Source organism: Paenibacillus sp. FSL W7-1088, from assembly GCF_037969855.1.
Lineage (GTDB): Bacteria > Bacillota > Bacilli > Paenibacillales > Paenibacillaceae > Paenibacillus.
Window position 1 is genome coordinate 5,412,382 of the sequence record NZ_CP150216.1, and the last position, 21,603, is coordinate 5,433,984.

Sequence of the window (21,603 nt, forward strand, 5' to 3'; positions counted from 1 at the left end):
TAATATTAGATCCGGATCAAGTCATTCAAACTATTTTCGCTTTGCAGACTGGGTGTGATGTTAATCGAAATTTGGTTGTCTTCCTTCGTTACCGTACATGCATAATTTCCAGGTTTCAACTGGAGCAATACACCGCCACATGACTCATCCGGCTCCAACTCACCCCCAGTTACATCATCGGCAGCTCCCAGATACACGTTACCGGAAGGGACACGTAAATGGTATACCTGTGCAGTCTCCAGTTCCTTCCCCGCATCATCCAGACTCCATGTCACCTCATACTGTCCATCTTCACCCAGGTTCAGAAACAAACAGTTGCCTGCATTTACCTCAGTCAGTTCATCCTCTGCAATAGACCACCAGTCCGGTGTATCTTCAACACGATGTTTTAGCGCCGCCAGATCATACAGGCACAATGCTGCCGTATCCGTGAAGAACTGAAATTTCCCGTTCATTCTATATCTCACTTCCTTATTCAAAATAAACAGCTTGACCTTAGGTCAGACCTAAGGTTTATAGTGAACCTATTCCATCAAATCAGACAGGAGTGAGCACGATGAACAACTACATCACAATTCGCGAACTATCCAAATTAATGCATGTTTCAGTCCATCAAATTCGATATTTCGAGGAAAAAAAGATACTTTTCCCAGCTTATGTGGATACCAACCACTACCGTATGTATGGAATGGATGAGATCTACCAGCTTTCTCACATCCTTTTATTGCGTAAGCTGAATGTCCCTGTTCAGCAAATCAAAGAGTGCCTGCTCTCCTATTCCGCAGATGACTATTACGGATTATTAACCGATTCGCTTCAAGATGTACAATCACAGATTGATTCGTTGATCCATATGAAGCAATTTATTCAGAGCATATTGCAGGAGCAGCAGGAATGGATCAGCCAATCACAGCAGGATCAGCGTATACCCATATATGTGATGAAGGAAATTCCCGTTCGGCACTTCACCACTTGGATCACCATCCAACCAAACGAATCTTTGCATGCCCGTGCACTGTATCAGCATCGTACGGAACAACATGCATTGTTTGAAACTGATTTTCACTACCTGTATAGCTCAGATCAGGTTGCTGTCTGTGTACCGTCTTCTAATGCTATCAGCGATTCTTTTGTGGAAAAAGGTTTGTATCTAACCAGATCCTTCACAGTGACATCCGAAGAAAATATTGCCCAGGAAATTCATCACCTTAACGAACACGCATTTCAAGCTGCTTATGTGCTGGTAGACCCAATAATTTTAATTGAAAAGTCCTATCTCTCCATGTTAGGAACTGATCAATTACACTATGAGATCCAGGCCAGAATTGAGGTCACTCACGCTGAAGTGAAAGAAAGGAACCAATCATGAACCTCACGACTCCGATTCAAATTGTTGACTATGATGATCACAATCAACATCAACTGGCTGTCCGAACGTTAATAGTCCATTCTTTTGCAGCCAAGTTTGAGGCTCTTGTGCCGCTCGCCCCAACAGAGATAGTTGACTTGCTTGGCGCTATATGGGTTGAGCAGGGAAACTCACTATCCAGTAGGCAGTTCATTGCTATGGATGGAAATCAGGTTGTGGGGGTTCTATACCTGAAATGGTACCTCAAAAAAAAACTACATATAAAAAAAGAGATCCACCAAATTCCATTCCGTAAGCTTTGCAAGCAATACGGACTACGCAATGTCTTCACATTTATGGTCGGGATGATTGCCTTGGACTATAAGCCGGGTCCACAGGAATGTTACATTGAGCATCTGGCTGTAGCCACAAGTCACCGAAAGCGTGGAATTGCCAGACAGCTGCTGATTACAGCTCAAAAATTCGCAAAACAACGTCTTCATTGTGAATATATATCTTTGCATGTATCCAGCAAAAACACGCCAGCCATTCATCTTTATAATCAAATGAACTTCAGAGGGAAATCATCACATACCAGCCCTTTCAGAAAATTCCTGTTCCGTGAACCCGAATGGATTTTCATGATCAGCCCTATCTCAGACATCGAGGAGGTATTCCATTGTTCAAACATTTATCCCCTAGATTAAGATTATTCACACTCCCACTTTTCAGATGGCTGATCACTGCGCTGATCATCATTCTGTTCATTGTGTCTTGGGTGCTCGTTCAGAACACATTCAACATGAAAGAAACACGCATCTCCATTCCAACCGCACATGGACAATTAACGGGTATACTCGCACTGCCCAAACATCATTCAGATAAGGTTGGCCTTGTCGTTTTTGTACATGGAGATGGTCCAATTAATGCCAGTTATGACGGTGGATACCGACCTTTGTGGGAAAAGCTTGCCATGGCGGGATATGCCTCCCTCTCGTTGGATAAACCTGGTATTGGTGGTTCCTCGGGGAACTGGCTTGACCAAACCATGGAGGATCGTGCACAGGATGTCTTAACCGCCCTTGAATGGGCCAGAAAAGAAGCCTCTATTGATCAAGATCGAATTGGTTTGTGGGGTGCCAGCCAGGCTGGATGGGTCATTCCATACGTCGTGAAACAAGATGCGGGTATTGCATTTAGCATTTTGGTTTCCCCCGCCATCAACTGGATTACACAGGGCAGATACAACACCCGGCAAGAAATGCTCCAGGAAGGATATACCAGGGAAGAGATCACTGCAAGACAGCTCTATAATGACCAGGTTCTGCAGCTGATTCGAAACAAGGCCACCTATGATGAATACCTGCACATGGCTAATAAGGAGCAGCTCATTTCCAAGGAGCGCTGGACGTTTATCGTCAACAATGTGGAATCGGATGCCACAGATGGGCTAGCTTCGTTTCATAGCCCTGTTCATCTTGTGCTTGGAGGTAGAGATATAAATGTCGATGTTCAAGAGACAGAACGTGTGTATCGTCAGATGATTCCACAGTCACTGCTCAGTGTAACCAAACTACCGGATGCAGATCATTCGATGCTGCCCTCTTCACTGGTGCATTCTACGTTCAAAACCTATGCAACCGCCTTGTTCTCTCCACGAAAGCTTATGGACGCACACTATTTGGACGATATCGTTCAATTTTTGAACTCTATTAGGGATAAATCTTAAGATTGATTACATTCATTGTATAAGCCACTCCAGCCGACGGATCAGGTCGTTGTCCAGTTCAGGTCGACACCATTCCAAATATTGATGAAGGCGCTCCAGCTGTACAATGGTCAATCTAATGCCATAACTGCGATTTGGGAATTCAACCCAGTTGTGTAATTGACGAAGAAGCGTGTGCTTCACCCATTCAGGTTGGGCTGTTGGTAGCAGTCGAAGTAGGAGACCGAGTTGAGTCCATCTATCCATAACAGAAATGATACGTAGCACATTTCGGATTACATGAGGCTTGGCAGCTTTATCCCCCAACAGCTCTGCGACTTCATCTGGAGGAATGAGATGAGGATGACGCCTCAATGCTCGGCAGGCTTCACGCGAAATACCTGGTTGAGGATCTTGCAGCATATTTATAAAATAAGGACCGTAGGAAGAAGGGTTTAGCCGCGTCAGTCCTCTTATGACAGCCTTCCTTACCGCAACTACTGAGTGCTGCGCATAATCAAACACAACCTCAGCGTCTGCCTTTTCCCCTGTCTCTCCAAGACCGGCAATAGCAGCAGCCAGGTGGCCTCGCTCCTCACTCCAGATCATATCAAGGTACCACTCCGCATAACTCCCCTTCATCCATTGCTTCCCGTGCCTTCGAGCTGTATCCCTTACCGAGAGGTCCGGGTCCAACAGCCGATCAGCTATAATCTCTTTCGCATCCTCAGGAAACATGGTAGCCAAAGACGCCAGACTTTCCCGGCGGATTGAAGGTATACTGTCCTGTTGCATGCGAAGAAGCGCTTCTTTCAGATTCTGTCCTGACAATATACCATCCACCTGCCACGCCGCCCACCTACGGATGGATGGATCGTCGTCACGCAGTGCCTGCTCTATAATCATGCCGTTATCTGTTCCATTTTCTTCAATCGAGATGCGAAACGCCAGGCGACGAATATAGGCATCCGGTGATACCCTTGCCGAATGAATGACATACCTGCATTCCTTTTGACGCAGCAAGTTATGAATAGATTCAATCCACTCCTCGAACAAATCCCGGCCACAGATTCGAAGTCGTTCCACCAATATGATATTTTCCATCCATAGCTTAGCATATTCGGGCTTGCGCTTGCGCTCGAGTGCCAATTTGGCCAAATCACGGATTTCGGGCACCCAATCATTTAAACGAAGCAGCAAATAAGGAAAGGTATACGGTTGATCGTTCTCGATCATTTTTCGAACCGCTGCCTCTCTAATGTATCCACTCCAATGCATCGTCAACACAGAAAGTCGGGTAGCACTCGCTAGATCCATGGTACGCATTTCTCGTTCGACAGACTTCTTCCATTCCAGTGGAGAAGGACGCCATTCCCTTACATGTTCATTCAACCAAACCAGTTCCGTAAGAGGACACACTGCAAGCAAAGTGGCGACCGCCTGCTCCGCTGCTTGAATAATGGCTGAATGACGATTATCCATCATCCGTATTATGGCCGGAATTGCTGCATAGACCCTGGACATGCCCACTTCACGCAGTTGTTCAACTGTTTGTTGAACATTTCCGGTTCCCAATCGATTAATTTTTTCCTGAAATTCCGAAGAAAATTGACGCAACCTAATCCGCTCCTTCCCATTCTGATCCAGGTGAAAAATCAGAACCATATCCAACCATTATATCAAGCCCGGCACACTGGTTAAAGGCATTCAAGAGCTAACTAGGTTCATGTTATATATGTGAAAACTGAAGGTGTTAGAAAACAGCTTAATCTCTTCATTTTTTTAGCAAAAATGACGATATAATCATAACTGACTTTTTTTGATTTTGTGGAGGAAACCATGGCTATCAACCTTAGAAGAGAACCTTTTCGCTATACTTTAAAAGAACCAATAACGTTTGAAATTTTTATACTCAGCATTAACGGCGCCTCTGCACCACCCAAACCCATTCAAGCGGAATTATGCGATATCAGCCGATCCGGCTGTCAGCTTTCTTTCCCGTTAAATCTGCATGTGGAGTCCAATAACATCCGAATCGGCATGAACTTGCTGCTTTTTGAAGACCCCTTGTATTTGGAAGGAACGCTGCGTTGGGGCAAAGAAGAGAATAACCAATGGCACTACGGGGTACAGCTGGAGATCCAGCAAGGCAATCATGAGCGTTTATCCAGAGAAATGAGAATGCTTGCGGGGCAAGGCAAAATTATGGTGAAGTAACCGGGAGAGCTACCAACCCAACAAAAAAACAGCCCGATGTACCGGACTGTTCCAATATTTTAGATATTCAGGCTGCTTTGGTAGCAGTAGTTGTATTAGTTGTATTGTCCATTTTGGACCAATCCACTGTGATTTCGAGCAAAAGTGACACCACAACTCCAATGACGAGTCCATTGCTAATGATCGGAATGAGATACATGGGCAGAGCATGAAACGCTTCAGCAGGGATGTTCATTACAGCAACACCTGTAAGAACCGGAAGTGCCACACGATAGATTGTTTTGGAATTAAAGGTGGTGCCTTCGAGTGTTCTTAGAGCTGTACCAAACATTTGCAAATAGGCTACAAATAGCACGGCACTCCCTACACTTGGAGGGATTTGTGCGAAAAAGGCTGTCACGGAAGGTGTAAGTCCCAACATACATAACATGCCTGCTCCAACAACAAACGCAGCCCGTTTCAGAATACGGGTGCTCTCCAGGAATCCGATTGAAGAAGCAAATAATCCGAACGGCAGCACACCTACACATGCAGATAACATGGTGAACAATCCTGTGAGCATGTACGATCGTTTATATTGTTGGCTGGTCGTTTGTACTTCATATATTTTTTCGACGGAGCTTAACGTGGTGATGGAGTTCGTCATATTCACCAGCCCGACAAAAAAAGCTGTGATAACAATACCCGGCTCCCACTTCGGCGTCCCCCACGGAAACCAGGAAAACAGGTTTAAATCTTGTTGACCGGATGCTCCTGCATGTTGTCCAGGAAACACAAAACTATAGGCAATCCACCCCGTCACGATGCCAATCAGGATGGAGTAGTTGCCGAGCTTGCCTTTTCCCTTAAGCTGGATTAAGGCCACAAGAAACGCTATAGCAACGGACAACGCCGCTACAGGCAGGTTGAATGTGCCAAACTCGGTGTATCCAATCATGCCTTTGAAGAAATTCATGGTCAATTGAATCGTCATCAGGAATAACATCGCACTCTTGACCATTGGTGTGAACAGCTTCTGAAGCACATGCGCAGCTCCAAGTCCGCCAAGGATCATCATTGTCAGACCCGCTAACAGAAAACCTGCAGCCAATCCTCCCCCGATACGTTCCAAACTCATGCCTGCTGATGAAGCCGAGGCCGTTAAGCTTAGTGTCAGTCCCCACCATAATCCTGAGGGACCATCCATCACGGCATAACGATGTCCAAAGAACGCCTGTAATATACACACAGCCCCAGTAAGCAAAAAGGCATGCTGCATCGACGCAGCAATGGCCTCCGGTGAAAGCTGAAAATTATGTCCGATGGATAACGGCACCACCACTGTGTTGGTAAACAGGAAGAAGAACCACTGAATGCCTGCCAATGCAAGCGATGACGCACCCTTGATATTATTTTGCAAAGATTGCTCTTGATGTCTGTTCATGATTGAGTTAACATTCGCTCCATTTCTATATAATGATGCCTCCGGGCATGCGCAAGTGCTGTAACGCCGTCCCGGTCCGCAATAGAAGGATCGGCACCATATTGCAAAAGCAATGCTACGATCTGCTGATGGCGAGTGCCGCCATCCCCCAGAATGACCGCTTCCAGCAAAGCTGTCCAGCCCAGATTGTTGATATGGTTCACATCCACATCCGTGTCTTTCAGAAGGATCTCCACAATATCGACATGACCTCGATCTGAAGCAGGAATCAGAGCTGTGCCACCAAAGCGATTCGTAATCCGGGTATCAGCACCTGCTTTTATAGCCAGTTCAACCATTTCACGCAAACCTTCCGCACTGGCATACAGCAGCATGTTGTCCAGTCGTTGATCCTGGATGTTCACATCCGCTCCCGCTTCAATAAGTGTACTTGCCGTCTCTGGCTTGTTGCCATATACCGCGGCCATCAGAGGTGTCCGTCCTCGCGCATCCCGGTCATTCACTCTGGTTCCTTGTGCGATAAACCGCAGCACATCATCCGTATGTCCAGCTTCAGCAGCTGCATGTATTGTTTTCAGCATCGCACCTTCACCCTCCAATTCTTCGTCATCCTCACGGCATATATTCAATACATCATAATCTACATGTGTGATTTGAAGTGTTTAAACCTTATGTATGTTAACATAGGATAATAGTATATTGAAAATACATGTTTTGTTGGTTTTCCATATGAAAAACATATCGCTGCGAATAAGGAGAACACACGTGGATATCAAACAATGTCGCTATTTCATCGCGATTGCCGAGGAGAGACAGATCACGGCAGCAGCGCGCAGATTACACATGGCTCAGCCTCCTCTAAGCCAACAGCTCAAGCTGATGGAAGACGAGCTCGGCGTAGCTTTGTTTGAACGCAAAGGACGCAGCATGGAGCTGACACAGGCGGGTCGAAGCTTCTATGATTATGCGGTCACAATGACCAAATACATGGAGGAAGCTGTCATGGAGATGCAGAGCTTCAGGTATGGCATTCGGGGCAAGCTGTCTCTTGGCATTAATACGATTTCAGATCGTTTGATCCCGCAGGCGCTCCAGCAGTTTCGGACAACACACCCTCAGGTGACGTATAAAATTCAGCAAAATGAATCTGCACAGCTCTGCCAGCTCTTGGGTGAAGGCAAAATCGAGCTTGCCTGTGTACGGATGCCTGTCAAAACAGAGCAATATGAAGTGCTGCATCTACCGCAGGAAGCTCTCTTCTATATTTCCTCCACACCGCTGAAGTCAGCGGATGAGCGCGGGATTTATTTTCAAAAGCTGACCGATATCCCTCTCTTGCTTCCTAGCACTGAAGGACTCGGGATGTTCGAACTGATATTACAGAAATTCCGTGAGCATCACGTGAATCCTTCCATTGCTGGCGAATGCTCGGATATTAACATGTTGCTGGAACTTGTACGACTCGGTTTTGCAAGCTCCATCGTGCCTCATACGGTTCTTCAGCTTTATCATGAGCATCCTTTTCATGTCTATCGTATTCAAGATGCGCAATCCACCGTAGATTCTGCGCTTGTGTGGCATCGCAATCGTCACCTGTCCAAGCCCGCGCAGCACTTTGTGCAATTGGTTCAGGAGCTGCTGCCTTCTCGCTCGCTTTAGTGTCCAGCAGACATCGACCATGAAGAATATCGCCCATATACTAAAAAGCAGCAGCCTTGCCGGAATAATTCCATCCGGAAAGACTGCTGCTTTTTGACGTTCGTTAAGCTTTTGCCGTAAACAACAATTCTTTTTCCTTAATCGTTGTACGTCCGGCAGACTCAATTGAATGATATTGATGCATGTTCGTAATGATGACCGGTGTAATCGTTGTGTAACCGGCTTTTTCGATTTCTTCCCGGTCGAATTCCATCAGCACATCACCAACGGCAACCTTCGCTCCTGCTTGAACTTTAGGCGAGAAGAATTGACCTTTCAGTTTCACGGTATCAATCCCGATATGAATGAGCATCTCAGCGCCATTGTCACTTACCAAACCGATAGCGTGTCCACTCTTCGACAGCGAGAATACTGTACCGTTAATTGGAGAAACCACACGGCCTTCCGACGGCTGAATCGCAAACCCTTTACCCATAATCTCTTCGGAGAATGCAGGGTCTGGAACTTCGCTCAATGGTTTAACTTCACCAGTAATTGGGCTGAATACGTCTTGATCCAATGCTTTAGTTTCTTCAACAGCAGTTACTGCGGAAGCAGAAGTCGTTGCTGCTGGTGTTGTAGGTTCAGCAGATGGTACTGCTTCAGGAACATCTTCGAATCCAAGAATGTACGTCAGAATTGCTGAAACTACAACAGCAATGGCAATCCCGATCAGAGCGTATACAAATGTCGGACCAATAATCATCGGAATCCCGGAAAGACCTGCCAGACCACCGATGACATAAGCTTTGGTTTGGAAGAAACTAACGAACGCTCCACTAATTGCTGCACCGATTAGGGCTGCGACAAATGGTTTCTTGAAGCGCATGTTAACCCCGTACATTGCCGGTTCTGTAATTCCCATAAGCGCAGTAACACCCGTTGATGCAGACAGGGACTTGATTTGTTTGTTCTTGGATTTTAAAGAAACACCCAGAGCACTACCTGCTTGTGCAAAGTTTGCCATCATCATAAGCGGAATCAGGTAATCATATCCCAATGTTGCAATGGAACCGATCATGATTGGAACCAGTGCATAGTGCATACCTGTAATAATCAGGAGCGAGAATGCACCGCCCACAAGCAAACCTGCAAACAAACCAGCGTTGTTGAACAACCAGTTAATACCATCTGTTAAACCGTTACCGATAATAACACCAAGCGGTCCTACAGCAATCATCATTACTGGAACAATGATAAGCAGTGTAACTGTTGGTACAACGATCAATTTAAGTGAAGCATGTGTAACCTTGTCGATGGCTTTTTCCACGTAAGAGGCTAGCCAGATCGCAATCAGAATCGGGATAACCGAGGACGCATAGGTCGCTGCTACAACCGGTAAACCGATGAACGATACATTTTCTCCTGGTGCAAGCAAGGCTGTAATGGTCGGGTGCATAACCGATGCACCAATTGCCGCACCGATGTACATGTTGCTGCCGAGTTTACGAGCGGTACTAATCCCGAGAATGATCGGCAGGAAGTAAAACGCACCGTCACCGATTGCCGACAGAATGATATACGTAGAACTTGTAGCATCGATCCAGCCAAAGGTCAGGAGCAATGCCACAATACCTTTAAGCATCCCCGCACCGGTAATTGCTGGTAGGATTGGTGTAAACACGCCTGAGATGAAGTCAAATACAGCACTCAGCGGATTTTTCTTTTTACTTGTTCCACTTGAAGCAGCTGGTTTGGCATCAGGGGATTTGGACATGTTGCCTACCAGTGCATTATACACAACAGGCACATCGTTCCCGATAATGACCTGGAACTGACCGCCATTCTCCATAACGCCCATAACGCCAGGTGTATTTTTCAGCGTCGCTTTGTCCGCTTTTTTGTTGTCATTCAAGTTAAACCGCAGTCTTGTCATACAGTGTGTGACTTGATCGATGTTCTCTTCGCCACCAACAAGCTTCAGAATATCCTTGGACAATTGTTGTTTATCCATTGTGTTTTGCTCCTTTTATGTGTAATGAAGGTTAAAAAAAAACCTAAACACTGAATAATGACAAAGCAGTTTCAGCTTATCATTATTCAACGTTTAGGTTTTGCCTTTTGTGCAGTAACAATCCCAAATTATTCGATTGTTTGTTCAGTTCTGACAACTCGTTCAATATGAATGGTCAGATATAGGATTTCTTCCTTGGATAAGACCCGGCTATAGATCTTGCGAGTATAGTCGTTAATCTTACTAGCACAAGCATGTGCCTCAGGATATTGTTTGCTCACCAGGTCATGAAGCGGATTATCTGCTTCTTTATCTTCAATCGCTGTACCATGTAATACGCGCTGAGCAAAGAACTTCAAATGTGTGAGGAATCGATAATAACTCAGCGAATCCTCATCCAGCTCAATGACAAAGCTGCGTCGTACAATGTTGAGTATATCTTTTACGATATTCGTAATGCTGATGGTTTCTCTCATCTCACCGTTCATCTGGGCATTAACCAGATGCATAGCGATGAATGCGCATTCGTCTTCAGGAAGCAGGACGCCCAATGTTTCTTCAATAATCTGAAGTGCCTTGAGCCCAATGGCATATTCCTTGCGGTACATGCGCTTGATCTCCCAGAACAATGCGTTACGAATCTGCAAGCCTTGACGATGCCGGTCAATGGCAAAATGAATATGATCCGTAAGTGAAATGTAGATGCTCTCATGAAGCTTCTCACCCAACACGGTCTCGGCATAACGGATAATCTCATCCGAGCATTCAACATATTCAACTGGAATATCAGACAGAAGCGTTTTCAGTTTCTGCGATACTTCCTTGCTTTCCAATGAGAATATTTTTTCGACCAGACTGTCGTCTATCGTTTCACCAGTATGCTTTTTGAAGGCTATGCCCCGCCCCATGACGACCAGTTCGTTTCCTCCTGGATCAATCACAGTAACTACGTTGTTGTTCAGCACCTTCTCAATTTTCATTTCTTCACATCACCTTGCACCGTCAAAGTAGTAAAAGGCAAAACCAAAGCAGGTCATAAAACATATGCCCCGCTTCTGGTTTTGCCTGATTGAACAGTAACAATCCAGTATTCATTAGCCTTAGGCCCATCTTACCATATAATTATCCATCTGACAATGTTTTTGTGAAAGCGGTTAATGTGCTTGAATATGACACAAGAAGATGCTGCACACATATGTCTTTGGAACCAGAAATTAATGGTTGTCGAATTTCAGACTTGCGCCGTTTGTACCAATAACTTCTTTGTACCAGTGGAATGATTTTTTCTTGTAACGGTCCAGGGTACCCGATCCATCGTTGTTGCGATCAACGTAGATGAAGCCATATCGTTTTTTCATCTCTGCTGTAGATGCACTCACCAGATCGATGCAGCCCCATGAGGTATAACCCATAACTTCAACGCCGTCTTCAATCGCTTCGCCTACTTGTACCAAGTGATCATTCAGGTATTGAATCCGGTAATCATCATTGACCGTTTTATTGCCATTTTCGTCTGTGATCAGCTCATCGACTGCACCCAAACCATTTTCGACAATAAACAGCGGTTTTTGATAACGGTCCCAGTATTTATTCAGCGTTACGCGCAGGCCTTGCGGGTCAATCTGCCAGCCCCATTCACTTGCTTTGAGGTAAGGGTTCTGTACACCTGCAAACAGATTTCCTTTGCCTTCAACACGCTTCTGTGGGTCACCTGTTTCACAAATACTTACATAGTAACTGAATGAAATGAAGTCCACGGTATGTTTCAGAATTTCAGCATCGCCATCTTCAAACTTGATATTGATATTATTCGCTTTGAAGTAACGATTGATGTATTTCGGATAATAGCCACGTGCATGAATATCGGCAAAGATGTCATTCCGCTGTTCTGCATGCATTGCAGCTACCACATCATCCGGATTTGGAGTCAATGGATAGGTTGGCATACTGAGTACCATACAGCCAATTTTCGCTTCAGGCATAATCTCATGACCCAGTTTAACCGCCAGCGCACTTGCCACCAGCTCATGGTGGATTGCTTGGTACAGATCCTGTTTGGACAGTTCCGCTTTCGGTGTAAAGATGCCGCCACTCATGAATGGTTCTTCCAAAATGGAGTTAATTTCATTAAACGTCAGCCAGTATTTTACTTTGCCTTTGAATCGGTTGAACAGGACGGTTACATAACGCTCGTAGAACTCAATCATTTTACGGTTAACCCAGCCGTCATACGTTTTGGACAAATGCAGCGGTGTCTCATAGTGAGAGATCGTTACGAGGGGTTCAATCCCATATTTGTGGCACTCGTCAAACAGATCATCATAGAATTGCAGACCTTTTTCGTTTGGCTCCAATTCATCACCTTTAGGGAAGATACGGGACCACGCGATGGATGTACGGAATACTTTGAAGCCCATTTCAGCAAACAATTTAACATCCTCTTTGTAGCGGTTATAAAAGTCAATTCCGATCAGTTTCAAGTTATCTTCTGTTGGTCCTTCCGTTCTTGGCGTCGTAATCCCATGCGGCATTACATCCTGAACAGACAGGCCTTTGCCATCTGTATTGTAGGCTCCTTCGAGCTGATTAGCTGCGACTGCGCCGCCCCATAGAAAATCCTTCGGAAATGGTGTTGTCATATCTGTCATTCCTCTCTGGTTACGTTATCTTCATTCTTTGTTAAAACAGTTGACCCTATGCCCGTAAGCACTTGTTTCGATCAGTCCCACATCAAAAAGCGGACAACACGCCAACTAAAGGGCTTCAGATCAGATAATCACCGATGGCCTGCTTTATGCTGGGTTTTGCCCGCTTTATGCGGTAACAATCCTCGAATAGCCTAATTACTACAGCGATCCGGGTTTAAGATAAAGGAGTCAGACCAAATTATAGTTGCTCACCATTGCTGGCAATTACGTTTTTGTACCAGTCAAACGAATCTTTCTTCGAACGTTTGAGTGTTCCATTACCTTCATCGTCCAAATCCACGTAGATGAAACCATAACGTTTGGACATTTCAGATGTGGACATACTCACGAGGTCAATCGGCCCCCATGCTGTAAATCCAATCAGATCCACACCGTCTTTGATCGCTTCTTTCATTTGTTCGATGTGTTTCTTCAGATAGTCCACACGATAGGAGTCATGGATTGAACCGTCTTCTTCAACACGGTCATATGCACCCAGACCATTTTCTACGATGAACAATGGTTTCTGGTAGCGATCCCAGAAGTTATTCAACGTTACGCGCAGACCGATCGGGTCGATCTCCCAGCCCCAGTCGGAAGCTTCCAGATAAGGGTTTTTCACGCCGCCAGTCAGGTTACCTGCTGTTTCTTCCTTGTCTGCGGATGCAGATTTGGTTACAGACATGTAGTAACTGAAGGAAATGAAATCAACCGTATTGTTCAGCAAGATCTCATCATCGCCTGCTTCTTTCTGAATTACGATGTTGTTTTCTTCAAAGTAACGAGCCATGTAGTTCGGGTATTGACCCCGAGCATGCATATCCGTGAAGAAGAGGTTAATCTGATTCTCATGTTGCGCCAGACGAACATCTACCGGATTACAAGTCGCCGGGTACGTTTCCATCCGAGCGAGCATACAGCCCACTTGGGAACCAGGAATAATCTCATGGGCAAGCTTGGTTACCAGTGCACTAGCTACAAATTGGTGATGCAGCGCTTGATATGTCGTTTGCAGTTGGTTGTCCACTTTATCGATCAGGATACCGCCACCTGTGTATGGGCTAAACAGCATCACGTTGATTTCATTAAACGTCAACCAGTATTTCACTTTATTTTTATAACGGTTGAACACAGTTTCTGCATATCTCACATAGTGCCCAATCACTTCACGACCTGCCCAACCATTGTATTTCTGTGTCAGACCCAGCGGTGTTTCGTAGTGAGACAAGGTTACCAACGGTTCAATGCCGTATTTCAACAGTTCGTCGAAGACGTCATCATAGAATTTCAAGCCAGCTTCGTTCGGCTCTTGATCGTAACCGTTCGGGAAAATACGTGCCCAGTGAATGGACAAACGGAACACTTTAAAGCCCATCTCAGCAAACAAAGCGATATCTTCTTTATAGTGATGATAGAAATCAATACCAAAACGTTTAGGGAAACGTTCTTCAATTTTGCCGGAAAGGATCTCTTCAATTCGTGTAGAGGAGATTTCCATGGCATGTCCGCCTGTACGCTTCTCTTTGGGAACATGCGCAATCATATCCGCAGTAGAGAGACCTTTGCCGTCCTTATCGAATGCACCTTCCAATTGGTTGGCAGCTGTAGCGCCTCCCCACAGGAAGTTTTCGGGGAATCCTTTTTTTGCCGTGGTCATAACGAACTACCTCTTTTCGAATTTTATTTGGGTTTTTCCCGAATACAACGGCTGTATTTCAGGCCAAAAAACAAGAAAAACCTAAACTCAAGGTAAAATAGCTCGCAAAAAAAGAGCCTTCATTTCACCATCAGTTTAGGTTTTGCCTGTCTGCACAGTTACAATCCATCAAAAGATGTTATTGTGTATTCGGTTGTTTTTCTCTTGTAATGTAAGCGTAACATATCTATTTTGCAAAATCAACTTTCCGCTTAATGCACTCGCTGACCACCTTTAAGTTATCGAGGCATTTGCATAATTGCTGCTCTTAGGGCATTCGTATCCCCGCTTTTGAGGTAGCTGGCAGGACTTTCGTCGCCCAATGCAGGAACTTTCATGTCTATCCAACGCAGCTCATATTCACCCATTTCACATAATATAACCTTGCTAATATCTATCGGAATCCCCCGCTGCTCTGCACATTCAGCCCATTTTGGTTCCACATCCAAATATGATTTTTCGAAGAGTCGCACAAATGAGTCCCAACTGCTTTGATTGAACTCCGCCAGATATAAATCTTTCATACTCATGTAAATTCCCTCCCTGAAATAGACATCGTAACCCCCAAGTCCTACGATAAGCAATTCATCCTTAAGCCGCTTGAAACCGATTTTGAAAAAGGTAGACTTAATTTTAAATGTTTTTCGGGAAAATGGATAGCCAAGGAGGAACACAACAATGACTGAAGAAGCAAACACATCCGGTTGGGATGCCATTGATGCAGCAGTTGGTGAATTATATGGAGATCAGGAACCACTTCACTATGGTACAGCTATTCCCTATATGCTCGGTGGACCTGATCCGCTAAATGGAATTAGCGTATACAAAGTGGATACCCCGATCCCTCACTGGCATTTCATTACCTATGGTTTTTCGGAACTGTATGAGAAGGAATCGGAAGATCTGGAGCATAGCGGTTATGGATTTGAAATGACTTTTCGGCTTACCCGGAGTGAAGAAGAGACTGCTCCCCCGTCTTGGGCTCTGAATCTATTACAGAACGTTGGACGATACGTTTTTACTAGTGGGAACGTATTTCATGCAGGAGATTACATGGATGCAAATGGCCCCATTTGTCTCGGCTCAGATACGTTACTAACCGCACTTTCTTTTATTGAAGATCCTGATCTGACAACGATATCCACACCCAATGGAACGGTGAAATTCATTCAGATGGTGGGAATTACCGGTCCGGAACTCGAAACGATGCAGACATGGAATACACGTGGCTTGTTAGCAGCCTTGGTTGAATTCATGCCAAAATACGTTACGGATCTCATGAGAAATTCATATTTGGATATCCCCTCAGTGATTCAGGCTGTTGAGCGCGGAATTGAAGAGGAAGGTTCCAGTACAGCATTTTTATTCATACAACAACTAGCCTGGACATCTCCCCGCAAGAGAATACTGCAAAAAAATGTACCGGCTGAACTCCAGATCGGAGCAAAACAGGCCCAAATTATCGGAAAAATACTACGCAGCCGCTTTTCAAAAGGCGCTCCACTGTCCCTAATCGGATCAGGATTGAACATTACGTTTGAAGCCGGAGGAACACCCTCATTTTCGGAGGATGGCAACCAGATTAAGGTGATTGTGCATGAACAAGCCGTATTGGAGTTGGCCGCAAACCTTCGCCCTGTCGAACAAACATTTGAGATTGCTTCATTGCCCGGCATTCTATTTCGAATTGCCCGCACTGAAATTACCGATCAGGATGGTCATGTGATCGAAACCATCGGTTGATCACGAGGAGGTAACCATATGTCAAGCACATCTTCCTTACGGAGGAGCTGGTCCGAGAATGAAATATATCCCCACGGTATGTCACATATCCAGTATTTAACGAAAACCAATCTGGACAGGATACGCAAAATCAATCATTTTTTGATTAACGCCTTCCAGCAGAGTCTCTCGGATATCAAAGAAAACCTGTCAAGCACGTATCTCTTTCTGCTCACCGACGCGCATGGAGTCCTGCTTGCCATGGATTACAGCCCTGATCTGGAACAAGTGGTGAAACAATCACCCATCCGTCCGGGTATGATCTTTACAGCTAGAAGTTGTGGCGTCAATGCTATATCCGAATCAATGGATAAACAGGGGCCTGTTCAGCTGTCCCCTGAGCAGCATGAGAATCCACTTTTTCAGAGCTGGCATTGCTATGCTGCACCTCTGTCTGTTGGTCTTCAACATGTTGGCTACCTGGACGTCTCCACCATTAATGCAGACATCCAGAGTGAACTGATTGCAATCGCCAAGCTGATCCCGGCCCATATGCAAAATCGGTATCAATCTAACCTTGCCTCATCGGTAACGGAGCACCCATCGATTGAATTCACCAAGCGACAGTTAACCATTCTGAAAATGATCTCTAGCGGACTGACGGTTAAAGCCATTGCTGTGAAATTGAAAATAAAGGAATGCACCGTAAATCATCATAAAAAAGTGATTTTTAACAAATTAGGTGTACAATCCAGCACGGAAGCTGTTTCAATTGCCAGCCGTCTGTCTTATCTATAAAGGTACCCCTATAGATTCCTATAGGTGGTCAACACGAACATCTGTGCTAAGATTTTTAGGTACACATGAATTAGAGAGAGAAAGAACAAACACACACATTTTCAGGAGGGTATTATGTCTATTTCAAAAAAAGCTTCATTGTTTGCCATGTTAATTATGATTCTGTTGGTTGCTGCAGCCTGCGGCGACAAGGCGGATAACAACGCCAAAACGAATAACTCAACCGCAACAGAAACCACTGCCGGCAGAGATACAGACACAGCCAAGACAGAAGACACGGACAACACGGAAAACTCCGAAGCATCCACTTCCGAGTCCAAGGAAACAGATAACTCCAAAGACGTTGAATTGGGAACTACGGAAAAAGGCTCTTATAACAATGATTATTTTGGTGTTTCACTGAAATTCCCCGAAGCTTGGGAGTTCCAGGATGCCGAGGGCATGAACGAACTGACTAACGCTTCCTCCGAAGTGATTGCTGGAGACGATGAAACGAAGAAAAAACAAATTGAACTATCTCAGGCCAAAACACTGAACCTGTTGATGGCTTCACAATATCCATTGGACGGAGGTCAAGTCGGCCCTTCCGCTATGGCGATTGCTGAAAAAGTAAGCCTGCTGCAAGGCATTCGTACAGGTAAAGATTATCTGAAAGCAACGAAGAAATTCATGATGGACAGCCAGTTCCCTTATGAATACAAGGAATTCACAACCGAAACCATCGGTGGCAAAGAGATGGATCTGATGCAAATTACGATGGATGCGGGCGATGGTTCAACCATTACGCAAGATTACTACAGCACCATTATTGAAGGTTATGCATTCAACTTCATCTTCACCTATTTGGATGATACTACAAAGGCCGAGATCGACAACATCAAGAAATCCGTTCAGTTTAAATAATACACTCACTGTCACAGTGTCTGCTGTGCATGAAATAGGACCCCGCGCAATGATCTTTCACAGATCACTGCCGGGGTTCTTTTTTGAATAAAAGTAGATGGTTCAATTTATCCGGAAATGGCCACCCAATGTCCCTCTTTTACTTCCACCCATCGGGACTGTTCCAGATTATAGCGATCTTCCACTTCTACCGTCTCTCTTGGGGCTTCGTTTACAGCATGACGTTTTTTCTTCGCTTCCACAGCCGGGTCCGGAACCGGAATAGCCGATAACAAGGCCTTTGTGTACGCATGCTGAGGGTTCGAATATAGTTCTTCACTTTCTGCTAACTCCACAATCTTCCCATTATACATGACAGCTACACGATCACTGATATGTTTAACCATGGACAAATCATGTGCAATGAACAGGTATGTCAGACCGAGTCGCTGCTGCAATTCTTCAAGCAGCTGTACGATCTGAGCCTGAATGGACACATCCAACGCAGACAAAGGCTCGTCACATACAATAAATTCAGGTTCCACGGCCAGCGCACGAGCGATTCCGATCCGCTGCCGTTGACCACCCGAAAATTCATGAGGGTATCGCTGGGCATGAGCCGGATCGAGACCCACCATCTCCAGCAATTCCTCCACACGTTTTTCCCGCTCAGCGGGGCTGCCGGCAAGATGGTGAATATCCAAGGCTTCCCCAATAATGTCCATAATTCTAAATTTCGGATTAAGCGAGGCATACGGATCCTGGAAAATAATTTGCATATGTCTCCTCATCGTTTTCATCTCTGAGGCAGAGAGGCGGTTGAGCGGCACTCCCTTGAACAGCACATCCCCACCTGTTGGTTCATGCAGTCGCAGAATGGCTCGACCAGTAGTCGATTTCCCGCTGCCCGATTCGCCTACGACCCCAAGCGTCTCCCCCTGGCGGATCTCGAAACTGATATCGTTCACCGCTTTTAAGGTGTTGCCTTTACCCAGATTAAAATGCTGTTTGAGGGACTTCACTTCCAGCAAAGGCTGATCATCACCCAGATCGCGTGGCACCAACGACACGAGTTTCGGTTTCTTCTTCTCGTCTAATCGAGGCAATGCATTTAGCAGTCTGGACGTGTATGGATGCTTCGGATTCGCAAAAATCTCTGTGGTTGTCCCGGATTCCACAATCTGCCCGTCTTTCATGACCACGACCCGATCACACATCCCCGCCACGACTCCGAGATCATGGGTAATCAGAATAATGGAAGTGCCCAGCTGTGCCTGCATATCTTTCATCAAATTAAGGATTTGGGCCTGAATAGTAACATCAAGTGCAGTTGTTGGTTCATCCGCAATCAGCAATTCAGGACGGCAAGCAAGAGCAATAGCGATCATCACCCGCTGGCGCATACCTCCGGAGAATTCATGTGGATACTGGTTGAAACGTATTTCACCCCGGGTGATGCCAACGAGCTCCAACATGGCTATCGCCTGCTTCTTCGCTTCCCCTCTGGAAAGCTTCTGATGTTTAATCAGACTTTCGGTGATCTGTTTTCCGATTTTCACGGTCGGATTAAGAGAGCTCATAGGGTCCTGAAAGATCATGCCGATGTCACGGCCGCGGATGCTCTCCATCTCTTTTTGCGTTTTATGGACCAGGTCTACCCCTTTAAACAGGATCTCACCTTTTTTCATCTGCGAAGGAGGAGAGGCAAGCAGCCGCATAATGGAACGTGCCGTCACACTCTTCCCACTGCCGGATTCCCCTACAATGCCAAGTGTTTCCCCTTTCCGCACTTCAAAACTGACTTCTTTCACCGCCTGAAATTCACTCTCTCCGGAATGAAAAGAAACGGACAACTCATTTACTTTCAACAAAGGTTGCATGTGATCACCAGCCCTCATCCATATTTTCACATGTACTCATATGTATACTCTTCCATACCTTGACAATCAAATAGACACTAAATAATATATACTATATCAATCGGAATAATGCAATTTAAAATAAGATGAAAGGAGGCTCGCATGGTTTGAATCTTGCAAAAGGCAGCAAAATGTCACAGCTTGTTTACACCCTGGGATTTAATTATGGCAAAATGCTGCTTCATCCCTCCTATCGATATGTTCTATTTATTCTCGGACTTCCTGTGAATTTGGTTGTGCTTCTGATCTGGCAATCTAGACGAAAAAGGGATGGCTGGGCCTTGGTTCAACAAGCTGTTGAGCGCGATATGCTCTCCACCTCTTACCGGGATAAACTTCGGATGGACGTTGAAGAACAGTTGAGGCGTAAACACCGTTTCTTTCGGCAGCAAGTTAGTGAGGCAGAATTCAAGCGTCAGACGGAAGAGTGGCTGGAGGAATCCGTTCAGAAGGAGTTAAAGGAACGAACGTTCAGCAGGCTTCAGGCAGAGGGAAAACAGCGCCTGACGATGGCCGATACATTCCAATCATTGATTAATATACCGTGGTTCCTTGCGATATCGGTTATCCCGGGCTGTCTGATGTACGCCATGATGTTTTTGTACGGCAATCCTTATCTAAAGTACATATTCGAAAGAATTCTGATGACGGTATTCGTCATTTTGGGCGTAGCTACACTTGTATTCACCATCTTGTACCTGTCTCCATTCAATCCGGCCGCCAACATTCTCGGAGAGACAGCGACACAGGAACAGATCGCAGCTTTTAACCATGTCTATGGCCTGGATCAGCCCTATCTTGTCCAGCTCTGGAACAATATCAAGGGCATAGCGCTATTTGATCTCGGCAAGTCTTTTTCAGGGAATGAAGATGTCACGGCTACGATCGCCAGAAAGTTTCCAATCACGTTAACACTGGCCGTTATCTCCTTGCTGCTTGCCCTTGTCATTGCCTTGCCAATCGGCATCATCTCGGCGATCAAGCCCAATTCACTGTTTGATTACACCTTCATGTTTATTGCATTGATTGGATTATCGATTCCGAATTTCTGGCAAGGACTCATCTTCATCCTGAATTTTTCGATCAAGCTGCAGTGGCTTCCGGCTACCTTCAATCCACAAAACTGGCTGTCTATTATAATGCCAACGATTGTTCTGGGAACGGGATTAACCGCGGCGGTGGCCCGTATGACCCGGTCTTCCACACTGGAAGTTATTCATGAGGATTACGTGATGACTGCTCGTGCCAAAGGATTAAGCGAAAGACAGGTTCTGCTGAAACATGCTGTGCGCAATGCGCTAATTCCAATCGTAACCGTTGTAGGTCTTCAATTCGGCGGCATGCTTGGCGGGGCGGCTGTAACGGAGAAAGTATTTAATATCAGCGGTCTTGGCAGCTACATTGTGGATAAACAGTTTATCCCTGATATTCCGAGCATTATGGGCGGGGTCATATACACAGCAATTACGATCTCCATCATCAATGTTGTGGTAGATCTGTTGTACGCTTTTGTCGATCCCAGAGTTCGTTCCAAGATGAAACAATATTAAA

At 45.4% G+C, this 21,603-nt stretch carries 19 protein-coding genes; 9 read left to right on the forward strand and 10 right to left on the reverse strand.

Going from position 1 to position 21,603, the window contains the following annotated elements:
* Positions 1-5: 5 nt before the first annotated feature.
* Positions 6-455: a DUF6386 family protein gene (locus MKY42_RS24420; protein ID WP_090903742.1), complete on the reverse strand. Its 450-nt coding sequence runs from the start codon at positions 453-455 to the stop codon at positions 6-8.
* Positions 456-556: 101 nt separating this feature from the next.
* On the opposite strand from MKY42_RS24420, the gene MKY42_RS24425 reads away from it, so the two are divergent.
* Genes MKY42_RS24425 through MKY42_RS24435 form a run of 3 tightly spaced genes read left to right on the forward strand, consistent with a single transcriptional unit; the run spans position 557 to position 3,077 of the window.
* On the forward strand, positions 557-1,369 hold the full coding sequence (locus MKY42_RS24425; RefSeq protein WP_339845357.1) for a MerR family transcriptional regulator: 813 nt from the start codon (positions 557-559) through the stop codon (positions 1,367-1,369).
* Positions 1,366-2,055: an N-acetyltransferase gene (locus tag MKY42_RS24430; RefSeq protein WP_179263541.1), complete on the forward strand. Its 690-nt coding sequence runs from the start codon at positions 1,366-1,368 to the stop codon at positions 2,053-2,055. Before MKY42_RS24425 ends, MKY42_RS24430 begins: the two co-directional genes overlap by 4 nt.
* Positions 2,028-3,077, forward strand: coding sequence for an alpha/beta fold hydrolase (locus tag MKY42_RS24435; RefSeq protein ID WP_256222331.1), 1,050 nt, complete (start codon positions 2,028-2,030; stop codon positions 3,075-3,077). The genes MKY42_RS24430 and MKY42_RS24435 overlap by 28 nt, the downstream gene beginning before the upstream one ends.
* 12 nt (positions 3,078-3,089) lie before the next feature.
* On the opposite strand, the gene MKY42_RS24440 is transcribed toward MKY42_RS24435, so the two are convergent.
* Positions 3,090-4,721, reverse strand: a complete 1,632-nt coding sequence (locus tag MKY42_RS24440; RefSeq protein ID WP_339845363.1) for a hypothetical protein — start codon at positions 4,719-4,721, stop codon at positions 3,090-3,092.
* 174 nt (positions 4,722-4,895) lie between these two features.
* Here MKY42_RS24440 and MKY42_RS24445 point away from each other — a divergent pair, with 174 nt between their 5' ends.
* Positions 4,896-5,273, forward strand: a complete 378-nt coding sequence (locus MKY42_RS24445) for a PilZ domain-containing protein (RefSeq protein WP_090903747.1) — start codon at positions 4,896-4,898, stop codon at positions 5,271-5,273.
* A 67-nt stretch (positions 5,274-5,340) separates the two neighbouring features.
* On the opposite strand, the gene MKY42_RS24450 is transcribed toward MKY42_RS24445, so the two are convergent.
* Together MKY42_RS24450 and MKY42_RS24455 are read right to left on the reverse strand one after the other, a co-directional pair.
* Positions 5,341-6,696, reverse strand: coding sequence for a uracil/xanthine transporter (locus tag MKY42_RS24450; RefSeq protein WP_090903748.1), 1,356 nt, complete (start codon positions 6,694-6,696; stop codon positions 5,341-5,343).
* Positions 6,693-7,277: an ankyrin repeat domain-containing protein gene (locus MKY42_RS24455; protein ID WP_090904004.1), complete on the reverse strand. Its 585-nt coding sequence runs from the start codon at positions 7,275-7,277 to the stop codon at positions 6,693-6,695. Before MKY42_RS24455 ends, MKY42_RS24450 begins: the two co-directional genes overlap by 4 nt.
* Before the next feature lie 184 nt (positions 7,278-7,461).
* On the opposite strand from MKY42_RS24455, the gene MKY42_RS24460 reads away from it, so the two are divergent.
* A complete protein-coding gene (locus tag MKY42_RS24460) occupies positions 7,462-8,355 on the forward strand; it encodes a LysR family transcriptional regulator (protein ID WP_090903749.1) in 894 nt (297 codons plus the stop codon).
* A 103-nt stretch (positions 8,356-8,458) separates the two neighbouring features.
* On the opposite strand, the gene MKY42_RS24465 is transcribed toward MKY42_RS24460, so the two are convergent.
* The 5 genes from MKY42_RS24465 to MKY42_RS24485 form a co-directional block, all read right to left on the reverse strand.
* Positions 8,459-10,348 carry a beta-glucoside-specific PTS transporter subunit IIABC gene (locus MKY42_RS24465; protein ID WP_179263533.1) on the reverse strand — a complete coding sequence of 630 codons (1,890 nt, stop codon included), beginning with the start codon at positions 10,346-10,348 and terminating at the stop codon, positions 8,459-8,461.
* A gap of 128 nt (positions 10,349-10,476) precedes the next feature.
* On the reverse strand, positions 10,477-11,328 hold the full coding sequence (locus tag MKY42_RS24470) for a PRD domain-containing protein (protein ID WP_339845370.1): 852 nt from the start codon (positions 11,326-11,328) through the stop codon (positions 10,477-10,479).
* 234 nt (positions 11,329-11,562) lie between these two features.
* A complete protein-coding gene (locus tag MKY42_RS24475) occupies positions 11,563-12,987 on the reverse strand; it encodes a glycoside hydrolase family 1 protein (RefSeq protein WP_339845372.1) in 1,425 nt (474 codons plus the stop codon).
* 247 nt (positions 12,988-13,234) lie between these two features.
* On the reverse strand, positions 13,235-14,692 hold the full coding sequence (locus tag MKY42_RS24480; RefSeq protein WP_090903753.1) for a glycoside hydrolase family 1 protein: 1,458 nt from the start codon (positions 14,690-14,692) through the stop codon (positions 13,235-13,237).
* 278 nt (positions 14,693-14,970) lie between these two features.
* Positions 14,971-15,261: a hypothetical protein gene (locus MKY42_RS24485; RefSeq protein WP_090903754.1), complete on the reverse strand. Its 291-nt coding sequence runs from the start codon at positions 15,259-15,261 to the stop codon at positions 14,971-14,973.
* 148 nt (positions 15,262-15,409) lie between these two features.
* Between MKY42_RS24485 and MKY42_RS24490 the strand changes: the two genes are divergently transcribed.
* From MKY42_RS24490 to MKY42_RS24500, 3 genes are all read left to right on the forward strand, one after another.
* Complete coding sequence (locus MKY42_RS24490; RefSeq protein WP_090903755.1) at positions 15,410-16,474, forward strand: suppressor of fused domain protein; 1,065 nt, start codon at positions 15,410-15,412, stop codon at positions 16,472-16,474.
* A gap of 18 nt (positions 16,475-16,492) precedes the next feature.
* Positions 16,493-17,251 carry a LuxR C-terminal-related transcriptional regulator gene (locus MKY42_RS24495; protein ID WP_339845379.1) on the forward strand — a complete coding sequence of 253 codons (759 nt, stop codon included), beginning with the start codon at positions 16,493-16,495 and terminating at the stop codon, positions 17,249-17,251.
* 114 nt (positions 17,252-17,365) lie between these two features.
* Positions 17,366-18,154 carry a hypothetical protein gene (locus MKY42_RS24500; protein ID WP_090903757.1) on the forward strand — a complete coding sequence of 263 codons (789 nt, stop codon included), beginning with the start codon at positions 17,366-17,368 and terminating at the stop codon, positions 18,152-18,154.
* 107 nt (positions 18,155-18,261) lie between these two features.
* Here the strand turns inward: MKY42_RS24500 and MKY42_RS24505 are convergent, their stop codons facing one another.
* Complete coding sequence (locus MKY42_RS24505) at positions 18,262-20,013, reverse strand: ABC transporter ATP-binding protein (RefSeq protein ID WP_090903758.1); 1,752 nt, start codon at positions 20,011-20,013, stop codon at positions 18,262-18,264.
* A 146-nt stretch (positions 20,014-20,159) separates the two neighbouring features.
* Here MKY42_RS24505 and MKY42_RS24510 point away from each other — a divergent pair, with 146 nt between their 5' ends.
* Positions 20,160-21,602 carry an ABC transporter permease gene (locus MKY42_RS24510; protein ID WP_179263518.1) on the forward strand — a complete coding sequence of 481 codons (1,443 nt, stop codon included), beginning with the start codon at positions 20,160-20,162 and terminating at the stop codon, positions 21,600-21,602.
* Position 21,603: the final 1 nt, after the last annotated feature.

Coding starts and splice junctions, on each gene's coding strand:
- MKY42_RS24500 (WP_090903757.1), top strand. CDS start 17,366: ATGTCTATTTCAAAAAAAGCTTCATTGTTTGCCATGTTAATTATGATT.
- MKY42_RS24475 (WP_339845372.1), bottom strand. CDS start 12,987: ATGACAACACCATTTCCGAAGGATTTTCTATGGGGCGGCGCAGTCGCA.
- MKY42_RS24445 (WP_090903747.1), top strand. CDS start 4,896: ATGGCTATCAACCTTAGAAGAGAACCTTTTCGCTATACTTTAAAAGAA.
- MKY42_RS24470 (WP_339845370.1), bottom strand. CDS start 11,328: ATGAAAATTGAGAAGGTGCTGAACAACAACGTAGTTACTGTGATTGAT.
- MKY42_RS24485 (WP_090903754.1), bottom strand. CDS start 15,261: ATGAGTATGAAAGATTTATATCTGGCGGAGTTCAATCAAAGCAGTTGG.
- MKY42_RS24455 (WP_090904004.1), bottom strand. CDS start 7,277: ATGCTGAAAACAATACATGCAGCTGCTGAAGCTGGACATACGGATGAT.
- MKY42_RS24420 (WP_090903742.1), bottom strand. CDS start 455: ATGAACGGGAAATTTCAGTTCTTCACGGATACGGCAGCATTGTGCCTG.
- MKY42_RS24430 (WP_179263541.1), top strand. CDS start 1,366: ATGAACCTCACGACTCCGATTCAAATTGTTGACTATGATGATCACAAT.
- MKY42_RS24465 (WP_179263533.1), bottom strand. CDS start 10,348: ATGGATAAACAACAATTGTCCAAGGATATTCTGAAGCTTGTTGGTGGC.
- MKY42_RS24450 (WP_090903748.1), bottom strand. CDS start 6,696: ATGAACAGACATCAAGAGCAATCTTTGCAAAATAATATCAAGGGTGCG.
- MKY42_RS24505 (WP_090903758.1), bottom strand. CDS start 20,013: ATGCAACCTTTGTTGAAAGTAAATGAGTTGTCCGTTTCTTTTCATTCC.
- MKY42_RS24495 (WP_339845379.1), top strand. CDS start 16,493: ATGTCAAGCACATCTTCCTTACGGAGGAGCTGGTCCGAGAATGAAATA.
- MKY42_RS24425 (WP_339845357.1), top strand. CDS start 557: ATGAACAACTACATCACAATTCGCGAACTATCCAAATTAATGCATGTT.
- MKY42_RS24480 (WP_090903753.1), bottom strand. CDS start 14,692: ATGACCACGGCAAAAAAAGGATTCCCCGAAAACTTCCTGTGGGGAGGC.
- MKY42_RS24490 (WP_090903755.1), top strand. CDS start 15,410: ATGACTGAAGAAGCAAACACATCCGGTTGGGATGCCATTGATGCAGCA.
- MKY42_RS24440 (WP_339845363.1), bottom strand. CDS start 4,721: ATGGTTCTGATTTTTCACCTGGATCAGAATGGGAAGGAGCGGATTAGG.